General features: G+C 51.9%; 17 protein-coding genes and 1 tRNA gene. 9 read left to right on the top strand and 9 right to left on the bottom strand.

What is annotated here, in order from left to right:
* Positions 1–2: 2 nt before the first annotated feature.
* The 6 genes from rpoB to fliS all read right to left on the bottom strand — a co-directional run bounded on the left by rpoB (position 3) and on the right by fliS (position 6,030).
* Positions 3–3,290, bottom strand: a complete 3,288-nt coding sequence (gene rpoB, locus DF283_RS01755) for a DNA-directed RNA polymerase subunit beta (RefSeq protein ID WP_443082977.1) — start codon at positions 3,288–3,290, stop codon at positions 3–5.
* 226 nt (positions 3,291–3,516) lie between these two features.
* Positions 3,517–3,906 carry a 50S ribosomal protein L7/L12 gene (gene rplL, locus DF283_RS01750; RefSeq protein WP_303672911.1) on the bottom strand — a complete coding sequence of 130 codons (390 nt, stop codon included), beginning with the start codon at positions 3,904–3,906 and terminating at the stop codon, positions 3,517–3,519.
* An 86-nt stretch (positions 3,907–3,992) separates the two neighbouring features.
* Positions 3,993–4,520 (bottom strand): 50S ribosomal protein L10, encoded by a 528-nt coding sequence (rplJ, locus tag DF283_RS01745; protein ID WP_303672910.1) that lies wholly within the window; start codon positions 4,518–4,520, stop codon positions 3,993–3,995.
* Positions 4,521–4,838: 318 nt separating this feature from the next.
* Positions 4,839–5,204 carry a response regulator gene (locus DF283_RS01740; RefSeq protein WP_303672909.1) on the bottom strand — a complete coding sequence of 122 codons (366 nt, stop codon included), beginning with the start codon at positions 5,202–5,204 and terminating at the stop codon, positions 4,839–4,841.
* A 33-nt stretch (positions 5,205–5,237) separates the two neighbouring features.
* Positions 5,238–5,552 carry a hypothetical protein gene (locus tag DF283_RS01735; protein WP_303672907.1) on the bottom strand — a complete coding sequence of 105 codons (315 nt, stop codon included), beginning with the start codon at positions 5,550–5,552 and terminating at the stop codon, positions 5,238–5,240.
* Positions 5,553–5,592: 40 nt separating this feature from the next.
* Positions 5,593–6,030 carry a flagellar export chaperone FliS gene (fliS, locus tag DF283_RS01730; RefSeq protein WP_303672906.1) on the bottom strand — a complete coding sequence of 146 codons (438 nt, stop codon included), beginning with the start codon at positions 6,028–6,030 and terminating at the stop codon, positions 5,593–5,595.
* Positions 6,031–6,303: 273 nt separating this feature from the next.
* On the opposite strand from fliS, the gene DF283_RS01725 reads away from it, so the two are divergent.
* The 6 genes from DF283_RS01725 (at position 6,304) to DF283_RS01700 (ending at position 9,240) form a co-directional block, all read left to right on the top strand.
* Complete coding sequence (locus tag DF283_RS01725) at positions 6,304–6,513, top strand: hypothetical protein (protein WP_303672904.1); 210 nt, start codon at positions 6,304–6,306, stop codon at positions 6,511–6,513.
* 3 nt (positions 6,514–6,516) lie between these two features.
* Positions 6,517–6,873 carry a type II toxin-antitoxin system RelE/ParE family toxin gene (locus tag DF283_RS01720; RefSeq protein ID WP_303672903.1) on the top strand — a complete coding sequence of 119 codons (357 nt, stop codon included), beginning with the start codon at positions 6,517–6,519 and terminating at the stop codon, positions 6,871–6,873.
* A gap of 106 nt (positions 6,874–6,979) precedes the next feature.
* A complete protein-coding gene (locus tag DF283_RS01715) occupies positions 6,980–7,180 on the top strand; it encodes a hypothetical protein (RefSeq protein WP_303672902.1) in 201 nt (66 codons plus the stop codon).
* A gap of 122 nt (positions 7,181–7,302) precedes the next feature.
* Positions 7,303–7,376: transfer RNA gene (locus DF283_RS01710), tRNA-Arg, on the top strand.
* A 212-nt stretch (positions 7,377–7,588) separates the two neighbouring features.
* Positions 7,589–7,936, top strand: coding sequence for a helix-turn-helix domain-containing protein (locus DF283_RS01705; protein ID WP_303672901.1), 348 nt, complete (start codon positions 7,589–7,591; stop codon positions 7,934–7,936).
* Positions 7,936–9,240 (top strand): type II toxin-antitoxin system HipA family toxin, encoded by a 1,305-nt coding sequence (locus DF283_RS01700; RefSeq protein WP_303672900.1) that lies wholly within the window; start codon positions 7,936–7,938, stop codon positions 9,238–9,240. The genes DF283_RS01705 and DF283_RS01700 overlap by 1 nt, the downstream gene beginning before the upstream one ends.
* Before the next feature lie 131 nt (positions 9,241–9,371).
* Here DF283_RS01700 and DF283_RS01695 read toward each other — a convergent pair whose 3' ends face one another.
* The 3 genes from DF283_RS01695 to DF283_RS01685 form a co-directional block, all read right to left on the bottom strand.
* Positions 9,372–9,803 (bottom strand): hypothetical protein, encoded by a 432-nt coding sequence (locus tag DF283_RS01695; protein ID WP_303672899.1) that lies wholly within the window; start codon positions 9,801–9,803, stop codon positions 9,372–9,374.
* Positions 9,804–9,883: 80 nt separating this feature from the next.
* Positions 9,884–10,201, bottom strand: a complete 318-nt coding sequence (locus DF283_RS01690; RefSeq protein WP_303672898.1) for a hypothetical protein — start codon at positions 10,199–10,201, stop codon at positions 9,884–9,886.
* Entirely contained in the window at positions 10,198–11,028 is an 831-nt protein-coding gene (locus DF283_RS01685; protein ID WP_303672897.1) for a hypothetical protein, read from the bottom strand. Before DF283_RS01685 ends, DF283_RS01690 begins: the two co-directional genes overlap by 4 nt.
* A gap of 183 nt (positions 11,029–11,211) precedes the next feature.
* Here DF283_RS01685 and DF283_RS01680 point away from each other — a divergent pair, with 183 nt between their 5' ends.
* The 3 genes from DF283_RS01680 (at position 11,212) to DF283_RS01670 (ending at position 14,031) form a co-directional block, all read left to right on the top strand.
* On the top strand, positions 11,212–11,613 hold the full coding sequence (locus DF283_RS01680) for a Fur family transcriptional regulator (protein WP_303672896.1): 402 nt from the start codon (positions 11,212–11,214) through the stop codon (positions 11,611–11,613).
* A gap of 40 nt (positions 11,614–11,653) precedes the next feature.
* Complete coding sequence (locus tag DF283_RS01675; RefSeq protein WP_303672895.1) at positions 11,654–11,974, top strand: hypothetical protein; 321 nt, start codon at positions 11,654–11,656, stop codon at positions 11,972–11,974.
* A 401-nt stretch (positions 11,975–12,375) separates the two neighbouring features.
* Complete coding sequence (locus tag DF283_RS01670; protein WP_303672894.1) at positions 12,376–14,031, top strand: hypothetical protein; 1,656 nt, start codon at positions 12,376–12,378, stop codon at positions 14,029–14,031.
* The last annotated feature ends 142 nt before the right edge of the window (positions 14,032–14,173 follow it).

Raw genomic sequence — 14,173 nt, 5'->3', positions numbered from 1 at the left:
CTTTAAATCGAATCGGAATTGGCAGAGAAGAAGTTGAGCAGTTCGTTGCCAGCGGAGGCAAATTCGCGCTTGGGGGCACGAGCCGCTTCATCCGCCATCAAATCGATTTCAACCTCACGACCGTCTTTCAGTCGTTTTTTCACTGTAATATCCAGGCCAATACTATGAATTTCACGAACCAGTACCTTGAAAGACTCAGGAATACTGGGTCGATTCAGGTTCTCACCTTTGACGATGGCCTCATAAGCCCGGGAACGACCCACCACATCATCAGACTTGATGGTTAGCATTTCCTGCAGGGTATAGGCGGCGCCGTATGCTTCCAGGGCCCATACTTCCATCTCCCCGAAGCGCTGACCACCAAATTGAGCCTTACCACCCAACGGCTGCTGGGTTACCAAGCTGTAAGGGCCGGTGCTACGGGCGTGGATCTTGTCGTCTACCAGGTGGACCAGTTTCATAACGTACATGCGACCAATGGCGACCCGGTTGGCGAAGGGCTCGCCGTTCCGTCCATCATACAAGACCGCTTTCCCATCGCTGAAAATCCAGTCGATGCCGGCGTCATCAATGGCAGTTTGCAATTCTTTGGTAACGGCCGTACGAGAGGCTTCTTCCCCGTACATTTCATCGAACGGAGGCACTTCGTAGTGCTTGCCAGTCAAGTGAGCCGCTAAGCCCAACAGAGTCTCATAGGTTTGACCCACGTTCATACGAGACGGTACGCCCAGCGGGTTCAAAACGATATCAATGGGGGTGCCATCCGGCATGAAGGGCATATCTTCAATGGGTAGGATCTTGGAAACAATCCCCTTGTTTCCGTGACGTCCTGCCACCTTGTCGCCCACGCTGATTTTACGCTTCTGGGCCAAGTAGACTCGAACCACGGTATTGGCCCCGGGCGGCAATTCATCACCTTTTTCGCGGTCAAAGACCTTCACATCAACCACCCGGCCACCTTCTCCGTGGGGAACACGGAGAGAGTTGTCTCTCACATCACGTGCCTTCTCGGCAAAAATGGCCCGCAGCAGCTTCTCTTCCGGCGGATGCTCGGATTCACCCTTGGGGGTAATCTTGCCGACCAGAATGTCACCGGCGAACATCCGGGCACCAACCCGCACGATACCGCGCTCATCCAGGTTGCGCAGGGCGTCTTCACCCACGTTGGGAATCTCCCGGGTGATTTCCTCCGGCCCCAGCTTAGTGGTACGGGCGTCTACTTCCAATTTCTCGATGTGAATACTGGTGTACACATCATCGTGAATGAGGCGCTCGCTGATTAGGATGGCATCTTCAAAGTTGTAGCCTTCCCAAGGCATGAAGGCCACCATAATGTTGCGACCCAGTGCCAGTTCGCCTTGCTGACTGGCGGCGCCGTCGGCAATGACCTGTCCGGCGTCCACGGAATCACCCACCCGGACAATGGGACGGTGGTTTAAGCAGGTATCCTGGTTACTGCGCAGGTACTTGATCATGGGGTAAGAGTGGAGCTTCCCGTCTTTGCCACGGATGTCAATGCTCTCACCGGTCACGCGCTCGACTTTACCTTCCACTTCGGAAACCAGCGACATACCGGAGTCCATGGCCACGCGACGCTCCAGGCCAGTTCCAACCATGGGACGCTCAGCGGAAACCAAAGGCACCGATTGCCGTTGCATGTTAGAGCCCATCAAGGCCCGGTTGGCATCATCATGCTCCAAAAAGGGAATCAAGGCCGTACCCACAGAGACAATCTGGATGGGGGAAACGCCGACGTAGTCAACGGTATCGGGTTCGGTAATGGTAAATTCGTTGCGATAACGAACCGGAACGGCGGAACCAGTCAAGGTACCATCCTCAGCACGGGTGGCGTCACCGGGGGCCACACGATACTTGTCCTCTTCATCGGCGGACAAGAAGTGGATTTCCCCGGTCAGCTTCCCGTCTTTGACTTCCCAATATGGGGTTTCCAGGAAGCCATACTCGTTCACGCGGGCATAAGTGGCCAAAGAGCCAATCAAACCGGCGTTGGGCCCTTCCGGTGTCTCTACCGGGCAAATTCTTCCGTAGTGGCTGGGGTGAATATCACGAACCGCAAAACCGGCCCGCTCACGGGTCAAACCACCAGGCCCCAAGGCAGACAAACGTCGTTTGTGGGTCAACTCAGACAATGGATTAGTTTGATCCATAAACTGGGAGAGCTGGGAAGAGCCAAAAAACTCCCGGATGGCCGCCAGCAAAGGCTTGGGGTTCAACAGATTGTTGGGGGTCAACGTGTCGATATCCTGCAAGGTCATCCGCTCTTTAACAATCCGCTCCAGACGGGTTAAACCCACCCGGAACTGGTTTTGCAGCAGTTCACCCACCGCGCGAATCCGACGGTTCCCCAAATGATCGATGTCATCCACCTGACCATCATCGTAATTCAGGTTAATCAGGTAATCGATGGCCGAAACGATATCTTCGTTGGTCAAAACCCGCACAGTATCTGGCGCGGACAAGCCCAGTTTTTTGTTGACCTTGTAGCGGCCCACCTTGCCCAAGTCATAGCGCTTTTCATCAAAGAAGCGGCTTTCCAAGAGAGAGCGTCCGCCGCTAACGCTGGGCGGATCACCGGGACGGAGTTTTTTGTAGACCTCGATCAAGGCTTCCTCGGTGGTTTCCGTAGGATCCTTATCCAAAGTCTTCTTGAGGTAGTCAAAATGACGGAACTGGTTTTCCATTTCCGCGACGGAAAGACCCAAGGCACGCAAGAGGGTAGTGGCCAAAATCTTGCGGTTTTTGTCAATCTTGACGTAGATGACGTCGTTGATATCGGTTTCAAACTTCAACCAGGCGCCCCGATTGGGGATCATGGTAGCGTTAAAGATACGCTTACCGTTCAAGGCCTGATCTTTCTTGTAATAAATCCCGGGGGAACGGACGATCTGGGAAACAATCACCCGCTCGGCGCCGTTAATGATGAAAGTCCCACGATCGGTCATCATGGGAATTTCGCCGATATAGGCTTCCTGCTCCTTGATCTCACCGGTATCCCGGTTGACCAGGCGCAACATAATTCTGAGTTGACGAGCATAGGTGGTGTCATGAAGCCGGGCACTTTCCACAGTGTGCTTGGGCTTGTCGAAACTGTATTCTGGCAGGAAGTAAAGCTCTAGACGGCCGGTGTAGTCACGAATTGGAGAGAAGGATAAAAGCTCTTCTTTAAGACCTTCGGTAATAAACCAGTTAAAAGAATTCTTTTGAATTTCAGCCAAATCTGGTAGTTGCTCCAGGGGGAGAGACCCAATACCTGGAAGGGTTGAACGCATGGTCTTTGCTGCCATTGTGAACCTCGTCGTAATTGAAAACGTAGTTAGAGTGGTGGATTGCGCGCTAGAGACTGAATCAGGTCACGATCAAAAATATAATAGGGGTCAAACAATATCCCACTATATCAAGGACATACGGAAACGCAAAATTTCATAGGCAAAAAGGAAAACCAAGTGGCCATTCCTTGGAATTGGCTGTCTCGGTTTTCCCTTGCCTATGATGCGGTTACTTGATTTCGATGGTAGCGCCAGCGGCTTCCAGCTGCTCTTTCAATTTGGCGGCGTCTTCTTTTTTCACGCCTTCTTTGATGGGCTTCGGAGCAGCGTCCACCAGATCCTTGGCTTCTTTCAAGCCCAAACCGGTGATGGCGCGCACTTCTTTCAAAACGGCGATCTTGTTGCTACCGGCATCTTTCAAGATAACGGTCACATCAGTCACTTCTTCTTCAGCGGCAGCGCCACCAGCGGCAGGCATAGCAGCAACGGCCATGGGAGCGGAAGCGGTGATACCGAACTCGTCTTCGAACGCTTTTACCAGATTGGCGGTTTGCAAGAAGCTCAAGGTTTTGATTTCTTCAAAAATCTTACTTGTCTTGTCATCTAATTCAACAGGCATTGAAATGGAACCTCATTATTTTGATTGTTGACTTGGTAACACCTTGTAACAGGGAGGGGTAAATCTGGGGAGAACGGCCCGTAAATTTACGCTTCCTGCAAACGTTTCGCATACTGATCCAGCACGTTCACCAGACCGCGCTGCGGGCTGCTGATTGCCGAAACAATACCGCTCAACGGAGAATTGATAGCACCCACCAGTTTTCCGCGAAGCTCTTCGAGTGGCGGGAGCTTTGCCAGCTGATCCACTTCAGCCGGACTCAGAAGCTTGCTGTCCAGGACACCGGCCCGGATTTGATTGGACTTTTTGTTCTTTTTAAAGAACTCGGTCAGGATTTTCACCGGGGCAACCTGATCGGCCTGCCCAATGAGCAGAGCGGTCGGACCTTTCAGCGAATCCTTCAAGGCGTCCAGTTCGGTGTCTTTGATGGCATGGATTGCCAACGTGTTTTTTGCAACCGTGAACTGAGCTTTCTCTTTGTAGAGTTCCCGGCGAAGCTGGGTCAGCTCGGACACAGTCAAACCGCGATAGTCAGCCACGACAGCGATGGTGGCTTTCCCCAAGTGCTCCTTGAGTACTTCTACGGTCTCTTGTTTTTGGGCCAGTTTTCCCACGGCAGCCACTGATCCTTTCTTTTATTCCGTTCTTTTGTTCCGTTTGTGATGCGTGCTTCCGTTTTTTGAACGGTTTTGGTTGCTTGGTTCCCTAAAGCTGCAGGCCAGCCCGGATTGCCAAAACAATCCACTGACTTGGAACCGGGGGATTTGCCTTAAATGGTTTTATCTCTGGACTTTTACCCAGATAGGCTCGTAACAGCCTGATGTGTAACGCTTGAGAGGTAAACTCAAATTGCATAGAACCTGCAATTTTAGCCATTTAAGGTGGGAGCATTATATATAGCAAAGACAAAATAAGGACGCAAGCGCTGAAATTTACGCGGGAAATAAAGCGTCCAGCAGGGGCAAAAGTTGGTCCGAGATTTGATTTTTAGGGATATACAGAAACGGGTGGCTGGGGATGGATTGCGGATTGGCCGCGCTAATCAGGACGATTTGATGAGAGGCCAGGCCGAGCTGAAGCAGTTTATGCCCGACGTCCAGCCCGTCTTTCTCTCCAATAATCTGCCAGTCCAGCAGAACCAGCTGTGGCTGATACTGCGTAAATGCGCTCAGGGCGTCTTCGTAATGATCAACAATGGATACGGCCTGAAACCGACCACTTTGCTGCAGCAAAACCTGAATCCCCTCTTGCCAGTGGGGATCATCTTCTACAACAAGAACCGGGATGAGCGATACCATGCTTCCATAGTACCTTAAAAGGCGTTTTTATGGCTAGGCGTCCTCGTTATGGGTTTCCTGACCGCTACCTGCGGGACTTTGGTACTTCCCAAGCAGATTTTGACTTTGCCTGAGATGCCGAAGCTGTTGGCCCATACGCGTTTTAAAGTCATTCATGTTCTGCTCAATCTCCAGATCCAGTGCCTGGCAGGACTCCAGCCTGACCCGAAGGTGCGCTTTTTGTGCCAGCGTGAAGGCGTCTGTATCGAGGACCTGGCAAGCCTCGATAATTCGCTCCCGCTCCAGAATTAACTGGTTGAGCCTGGGCAGATCGTCTCCAATGCTATGCTGAAGTATGGTTTGAGTCATTATTTCCAGCTGATTCAATAGCCCGTCGGCCTCTTCAAAGTTATACTTGCACGGTGGTTTCGGGTTCATCCGGTAACGCTTCCCTTTGCCGCTTGGCGATAACAATGGCCTCTTCCCAGGTCCCTTTCAGTTTTCTGAGATGATCGATGACTTCATCCAGCATGGCGATATCTCTTTTAATGTTACCTTGCACCAGCCGGTAGTGTAAGTAGTCGTACAGGCGGTACAGGTTGACGGCCATTTCGCCCCCGATTTCCAAATCCAGACTGTTCATGAATTCCTGGATGATGTGCTGGGCCTTGATGATGTTTTTACTGTATTTTTCCAGATTTTTTTCTTCATCGGCCTTTTTGGCGACCAGCAAAAACCGAATGGCCCCCTCATAGAGCATAATCAGGATTTCTTCCGGGGTGGCCGTTTCAATCTGATTCTTCTTGTAGGTCTCAGCCTGTCTGGCGTAAGGGTTGGCAGCATTCATAAGGGGCGCTCGCTCCTCTTTCCGTTCGGATGGGTATGATAGCGCTATCGGGTGGAGTGGCCAAAACTTGAGCGCTACGCTGGCATATCTCCTCTATTTACAGGAGCGAAACCACCCACTGGCCTAAGGGTGATGACCGAAGGAGTGCTTCCTGATAGGTACCACCGCCCCTTGTTTTTTAATCCTGAAAGCGACTTTGATCGGCTGAGAAGGGGGCATCAAAATGACAAAATTTGTTTTAATGCATGCGTGATTGAATGTGGGGAAATTACAATGCCCTTATCCAACGGACATATCAAGGCAGATGGTCATTCATGGTTTTCCTCGGTAGCGGCGGCCGCGGTGGATGCCGTGGGAGCCTCCCGGATGGAAACCCTGGAGATTGTGACCGATGTGGAGCAGATTTCCATGCTGTTGAGCAGTCTGGACGACTCGCGCAGTGGTCGAATATTATCGATGAGCGATGCTTTTGGGGATTTATAAACCATGAGCGCCTTGCTAAGCGATGGCTTCTCGGCCTTACCCCCGGAAAGCATACAACCTGAGCGTGAATGGACGCTTTATTTAACCCGGACGGCGGATAAGGCCCAGAAAAATCTGGACAAACCGCTGCGAATCCTGATTCGAGATGCCTTATTACGGCTTTGTCAAAATCCGGAACGTCTGGGTGAGCGTTTGTCTCAGCCTTTAACCACCGTTTTTTCCCATCACATCACTTACAAGGGCAAAGAGTTCCGCATTGCCTACCAGTTATCTCCGGAAACGGACAGTGTGGTGGTGTTATTGATTGGCCCCCACGAGAATTTTTACCGCAAGCTCAAGAATATGCTTTATGCTTCTTAACCATTGGTTTTAATGAGCATTGCCGAAGGCATATATCCTCTAGTGGTATAAATGCCTTGGGGTTGTCCGCTCCGTACGTCCTGCCAAAAGGATGGACACCCCAAAGGTGATGAGGGTTGCGATTGTGTGTGGCAAGCAGAAGAAGAGCTTTCGGGGGCAAGGGGTGGTGGAGTATGTGGGCGCCATGGTGATTGCCGTGGCCGTTGTTTTGGCCGGTTTATTGGTGGCCCCGCCCAGTTTTAATAACCTGATGACCACCATTTTTGCCTCGGTGACAACCCTATTCACAGCGGCTTTGGGCTTTTAGGCTTTACAGGCAAGGCTGGGCGTACTTGGGGAGGCTGTCCGCAGACGTGAGTTTTATTTGTAGTCGAGGCTATTATCAGGCGTGTCGGTTTTTGTTACCATAGAACTACTATTTATCGACACGCCTCAGTAGCTCAGTTGGATAGAGCAACCGCCTTCTAAGCGGTAGGTCACAGGTTCGAATCCTGTCTGGGGTGTTTTTATTGCAAGGATTTTAGGGTGTTAGGGCCTGGAGAGCTTACAACCTTGTGTAATGCCTGTGTAATCGGGGCAGATTTTTTGAGGCTCAGGCATTAGAAGGATTTCCCCTTTTCACAGATAGCGGATGCAGGCTTTTATATGCCATTGCAGATAATTTTTTATATTTATATGTCATAGCGTATAAAACAATTCAGGCAGTTTATATAGCATGGCATATAATATTGATAAAAAATATGCCATACTATATAATCCAGTCATGAACGAGTTGATACAGATACTGAGCCGAGCAAGAAAACGCATCGGTCTTAGTCAGGCCGCTTTAGGTCAAAAGCTAGGCATGCCGCAAAGCCATATCTCCAAAATTGAAAAAGGAGAGGTGGATCTCAGGCTTAGCAGCCTGATCGATATGGCCCGCCTTTTGGGCCTAGATCTGCTCATTGTTCCCAGAGAGCTAACGCCTGTCATCCAAAGCCTGATGATGCCTGCCTCATCAGGACAAGAGGAAAAGTCTCTTCCTGAGATGCTGCTTTCAGAAAGTAGTGAGGAGCTTGAGTGATGACCGAAATCACTATCCTTGAAGTGTTCTTGTATGAGCAGTTAATCGGGCATCTCACGCGACTGCCCGGTGATAATAACCTGTTTGCTTTCGATGAACGTTATGTGCGTGATCCGGAAAGGCCCACGCTATCCCTTTCGTTTAAAAATTCTTTAGGGGGTCTGAAGTTGCCAGACAGGCGACCGATTCGCACCAAGTTACCCCCATTTTTTTCAAACTTACTGCCAGAAGGCCACATGAGAGAGTATCTGGCCAAACAAGGAGATATTAACCCGGAACGGGAATTTTTCCTGTTGAAGTTGTTAGGGAGCGACTTGCCCGGCGCCTTAACGGTCCGGGAGTCAAGAACCCAGCCCATGTACTTGCCCCAAACCGATGAAATGCCTGTAGTGCCGAGTGATCAACCGGCCAAGCAGGTGTTTCACTTCTCATTGGCCGGGGTTCAGATGAAGTTCTCAGCGATTGAGGAAACCCAGGGAGGCCTTACCATTCCGGTGAATGGGATGGGTGGGCATTGGATCATCAAGTTGCCTTCTGCGAAGTGGAACGGTGTTCCTGAGAATGAATATAGTATGATGCAATTGGCAAAAGCGATGGGGCTAATCGTGCCAGAGGTGAAGCTTGTGGCCTCTGACAAGATAGAGGGATTGCCAAAAGGGGTCATGAACGCTCAGGATTTTGGGCAGTCTTTGGCCATTAAACGATTTGACCGGGGAGACAATGAGCGGCGGATTCATATCGAAGATATGGCTCAGGTTTTTGGCATTTATCCCAGAGATAAGTATAAAAAGGTGAGCTATGAAAATATTGGGAAATTGCTTTGGTTAGAAGCAGGAGAAGAAGCCTTACTGGAATACGTGCGCTTGCTGGTCTTTAACCTTGCGATAGGGAACGGGGATGCCCACCTGAAGAATTGGTCCTTAATATATCCCGATCGACGCCATCCCAAGCTCTCTCCTGCCTACGATCTGGTGTCTACTATCGCTTATATTAATGAACCTGAGATGGGGCTTTCTCTGGCTAAAACCAAAAACATGCTGGAAATATCACAGGCCTCATTCGAGGCTTTTGCCAAAAGGGCAGACTTGCCCGTTCGGCTTGTGGTCCAAACGGCGCTAGAAATGGCCGCTCGCTTTGAGGATGTTTGGAAGGCTCAGGCCCATGAATTGCCGATGGGTGATCACGTCAGGAATAGGATCATCAACCATAAGCAACAAATCCCGCTTTTTCATGAACTAGGCATTGGGCGTATCAAGTCAAAAACAACTCAGGCGAAGGCAACCTCTTCAGAGCAAGTAGAATAGAAGCCAAACCCTTCTTACAGCAAGAGTCTTTTACCATGTTTACAGAAAACCCCGAAACCTTTGCCCGTTAGACCGCTAGGCGGTAGGTCACAGGTTCGAATCCTGTCTGGGGTGTTTTTATTGCCTATTATTTAATGGCTGTGGCTGTGTTTTTTGCCACAGCATTGGCCGTGTTTGTGATCATGGCCGGTGTGGCTCTCATGCTTATGCGACGTCTGTGTTGCTGGCTGCTCGGCAGGCGCAGGGGTTGCCGTGACCGCGGGGGTGCTTGCGGCAGTCGTGGTGGTCTCTTGCGGCTTCGATTGCCCAAACAGGCTGGCGCAAAAGTCCTTGAACTTCTGCCAAGTGGCTTTCACCCAGTCAAAAAACTGCTGAAAACGGGATTGACGCTCTCCCTTTTGGCCTTCGGTGCAGTTCTTGTCACTGCAAGCCTGCCCATCGGCATGGACGTGCCCGGGGCCGTGCCCAAATCGCACACTGCTCTGGGGCAGGGATCGGGATGGAGTTCCTGTCCGAAGCGGATTGGGAGTATAAACCGGGCGGTGAGCAATGGAGGAAATCATAAAAACCTTTCAGTGTGTTTTGTCAAAGTAAGGATCTTCTATCTAACGGTGTCTTTTCCGTTCGGAAGGCTATGGCCAGTCTACCGGGGCTTGGGCGCAGGGCGGCACTGTTCCCACATGTGTTTTATGTCCTTAAAAAAACCTGCCACCAATGCCTGAAACCATAGGCCTACTTTTTGCAGCACGTTTTTATCAGCCAGCGGGTGCGGTGGGGCTTCGGGGTCGGGTTTATTGGGAATAACCTTGTGGGGCATGAACAAGTCCAGGGCGAAAGTTTTCAACCACTCCCGGGTATCTTTGGGTTGGGGCCTGGGGGCATGCCCGAACTGTAGCCTGCGCTGCTCCCCTGTGGATGAAAGCAGATAAGTTGCACGGCTGAGTTGGCTTGGGATGATCATGGCTGCGTCTTTCTGTCGTGCTGACGGGCCTGATGCGAACCCAGCATGGCGGAGCCCATTTGCACGGCCTCATTGGCGCAAATCAGGCTGGCACAGCACCCGTTGGCGCAAATGGTACCGGCTCCGGCCCGGGCCGCAGTATCCGATGCCGCGGTGGCTTGCGCTGTACTTTGGCCCGGCCAGGATTTGGCAGGCAGGGGAATGGCTTTGCCCACCGCGGGCAAGATCGCCAGACCGGTCAGGGTGGTCAGGGCCGATAGCAGAATGCGCGTGGCGGTGGCCGGTAAATGCAGATATGTCTGAGCGGGCTGTTCCGCTTTTTCTCCCAGATAATGATTCAGCCCAGCCAATCCCCCCACCAGAGGGGAGAGGATAACCCCGTGCAAAACATTTTGCAGGTTCAGTTTGGTAACAAGCGGCGTGACCACGGCCACGTTGAACATGGCGCTGAGCCAAACGGGGGGCTTCCAGTGGATGGCCTTTTGAGCTTCTCCCAATCCGCCAATGGCCAGAAGCACCTTGGCCCACTCCTTCCAGTCCGTGGAAAACAGCCGAAAATGGGAAACCGTCCGTGCGGGCAATTTTTTTAGCAGAAGAGCGCCAGTAATCAAAGCGGCGCCCTTACCCACATGCAGCAGGGTCGAATTTTGATGGCTGACATGGGCATTCAAGACCGGTGACTGGGCCTTTGGAGTCTGACCTGCACCCGCTATTGCGGATACCGCCAGGGGAGAAACACCTGTTGCCTGCTTCCAGGCGGAAGGAAGCCCCGGGTTTAGAGCGGTGGCTGGATAGAGTCCGTTAAGGCCGGGCGTGAAGGTAACCATGATAATTGGTAATTGTCCGTTGGATTTTGGTGAGCTTTTATAAAAAGGTTCCGCAAGGGCACAAAATGAAAATGATTTTCATTTTTAAGTAGAGACACCGGTTTGTCAAACGAATAAAATCCACGAGCGTGTCCAGAATGTTTATGCTAACATTCGGCCACAAATAAAAATGGTTTTCATTTCATGAGCGTAGTCACCTCCAATCGTCCAGCCAAATCCACTCAGGCTGTGCTGGAAGCCCTTCAGCAGCTAAACCACGCCACGGCACCCGATGTCATGGACTGGATCAATCGAGCCCCCGGTGCCAAAAAAGTCAGTTTGACCAGTGTATACCGGGCCTTGAACCAGCTGGTCTCGGAGGCTCGCATTAAGCCGCTCAATTTTAATGATGGCCAGGTGCGCTATGAATTGAACAATCAGCACATGCATCATCACCACCTGATTTGCACCCGGTGCGAAAAAGTGCAGATGCTGGACAGCTGCCCGTTTCAGCCCGTTCTCAGTGAACTGAAAGGCAAGTTCCGGGTGGATTACCACAATTTTGAAGTGTTTGGGCTCTGCGCCAGTTGTATGCAAACCCCTTAAATTTTTTTGATTCCGCTGCTATCGATGGAAGGTACAAAACTTGGCTAATGCAAAATCGCTTTCTTTAACCGTTTCCAACCAGGAAACAGAGGCCTCTGATGCTTCTCGTCGGGTGGCCTTGAGTTTCCGATACAGCAAAATTGCCCTGAAAAGTTTCTTATTTGTGCCCCTGTTTCCCTTGTTAGGGCACTATCTGATCGATCAAACCGGCATGAGTCAATGGTTGATCACAACGGGCATTGTGCCTGCCCAAATTTTGGGGGAAGGCTTCGGGCATGTGGGCTTGTGCTTTTCCATTCATTATTTGTTTACGGGACTAAAGGCTGTTTGGAAAATGCTGGCCCTGTTTTGGGTTCGCTAAGCCTCATCACCTATATATAAATACATACACTCCCAGATATAAGGCCAGACCGCATTTTAGGCCTTTTTTCGGTTGTAGGGGATGTTAAAAAAACTTAATCTTCTGGCAGAAGGGCACAATTACGCTCATTTGATTGTTTTTATTACATTGAGAGTATATTTTGATAGTTTTCTTTTTGTATTTCCAGTTTTCCTTTTGCACGAATTTTAATAGAGAGCGCGAGCAATATGATGCAACCCCTTAGCCTTCAAGCCAGACCTTTGGCTGGCCGCCTGCCCTTAATGGCCGCCAGTGTCCCTTTATCTCTTGCTCCTCAAGTGGATGTCACTTCTACTGTGAGCAGTGCTGCTGCCGGTAGTTCGTTCAACATAATGTCCATAGTCCAAATCCTGGTGCAATTAATGCCATTTCTTGAGAGGGAACTGGGCTCCAAACAACCGCAGGCCGGTACAGGCAGTGCCGATGCTTCAAAGGCCCCAGTTGGTGCCGATGCCACAAAGGCAGTGGCAGGCGCTGATCTGGGCTCAGGTGCTGCTGCACCCGGTGGTGCTGCCATTACCGGCAGCCTACCTGCCCTTCCAAGTCTTCCGGGTCTTCCGGGTTATGCTGGCGCAACGTCTCCTGCACCGGTGACACCGCCGGGCTCTGGTGACCCGCCCCCTCCTGCCGGTGGTGGTTATGGTGCCGCAACGTCTCCTGCACCGGTGACACCGCCGGGCTATGGTGGCGCAACGCCTCCCGCACCGGCTACACCGCCAGGTTATGGTGGCGCGACGCCTCCTGCCGGTGGTGGTTATGGTGGCCTAGCACCCAATGTGCCGGGCGCTCCGGGTGGTGCTGTAGTGCCCCCGGGTGGTAAAAAACGTGGCTGTCCCGGTGGCGGCGGAGCTGCCGATATTCCCGGTGCTGGCGCTCCTGGCGCTGTTCCTCCGGGAGGTGCTGCTGGTGCGCCAGGCACGATTCCACCAACAAATGGCATTGGCTCTGCCGATAGTATGACCATTGAGCAGCGTCGGGCCCTGAATTACAGCGACCTGAAAGCCAATCCCAATGGTGGAGCTGACTATGCCAACGTTCGGGGCGGCAAGCAAGCCTTCAATGGCGTATCCGGACGTGATGCCGCCATCATGCACATGGGTGGCCGCGCTCATATTTCCGCTGGCACCAGCGCCAATGGCGTGTCTGGCTCGGCCCGGATTTATGGCAACGTATTGAACAACCCCAACAACTTTACTCCGGATGAAGTAACCATGATTCAGCAGTATGCCGCCGATGAAAAAGCCCGGTACGGGATGATCACCGGCTCCAATCTGGATCACGACTTTGCGGATCAGATGGCAGCTCGCGGCGATATTTCGCCCGAAAAGCTACAGGCTTACCATCAGGCCATTGACGCCCGAGTGGCCAAAATGGTCAACAATCCCAACCGGGAAGCCGTGCTGCAGGAAATAAACCAGCCACTCAATATTACCAGTGATATTGGGACCCTGGAACAACAATCGGGACTAAGCCGGTATGAGCAGGCCGTATACCGTTTGGCAGGTCACGCTACCCTGTTCAGCGGTGACGGCAGTGTCGATGGCGATATTCTGGCCATTACCCTGGGGAACGCGAATTCACTGGATGGACGCTCCTTTGGAAACCAGGACACCAATATCGACCCTGAAACACTGTCCCTGCTGCAGAATGACCTGGCTATTGATGGTCAGTTGAACGGGGATGCCTTGCGGGCGGCCAACGAGAAAGTTCTGGACAAGATCTTCATGGGTGCCCCCGGTGTCACTGCACAGCAAGTTCAAGCCCAGTCCGTGCAGCGTGCCCAGCAAAATGGTCGCACCGCCGCACAAATCCAGCAAAGCCTGCAACTCAGCGCCAATCAAGCCATTCAACAGTTTGGCGGCTTCGTGAAAGATCACCCGGTGATCAGCGCGGTGGGTGCCGGAGCAATGGTCACAGGCGCTGCCGTTTGCCCCTTCCTGGCCGGAACCATGGCCGTGGGTGCGGGTATCGCCGCAGGCACCAAGCTGATGAGCCAGCAAGCCAGACCGGCCGCCTAGATCATCAGCCTCCATACGTCAAAACACGGTAACGACCAAAGCCTACTGGGTTTTGGTCGTTACGTTTGTATGAATCGCCTGACCCCAGTCGCATAAAACGATGCCCTCATAATACAATCAGGTCAAAGGTACTCTGTAACGT

It is taken from the genome of Vampirovibrio chlorellavorus, assembly GCF_003149375.1.
Lineage (GTDB): Bacteria > Cyanobacteriota > Vampirovibrionia > Vampirovibrionales > Vampirovibrionaceae > Vampirovibrio > Vampirovibrio chlorellavorus_B.
The sequence above is the reverse complement of the archived record's forward strand: the minus strand, read 5'-3'. Positions and strand labels throughout refer to the sequence as shown.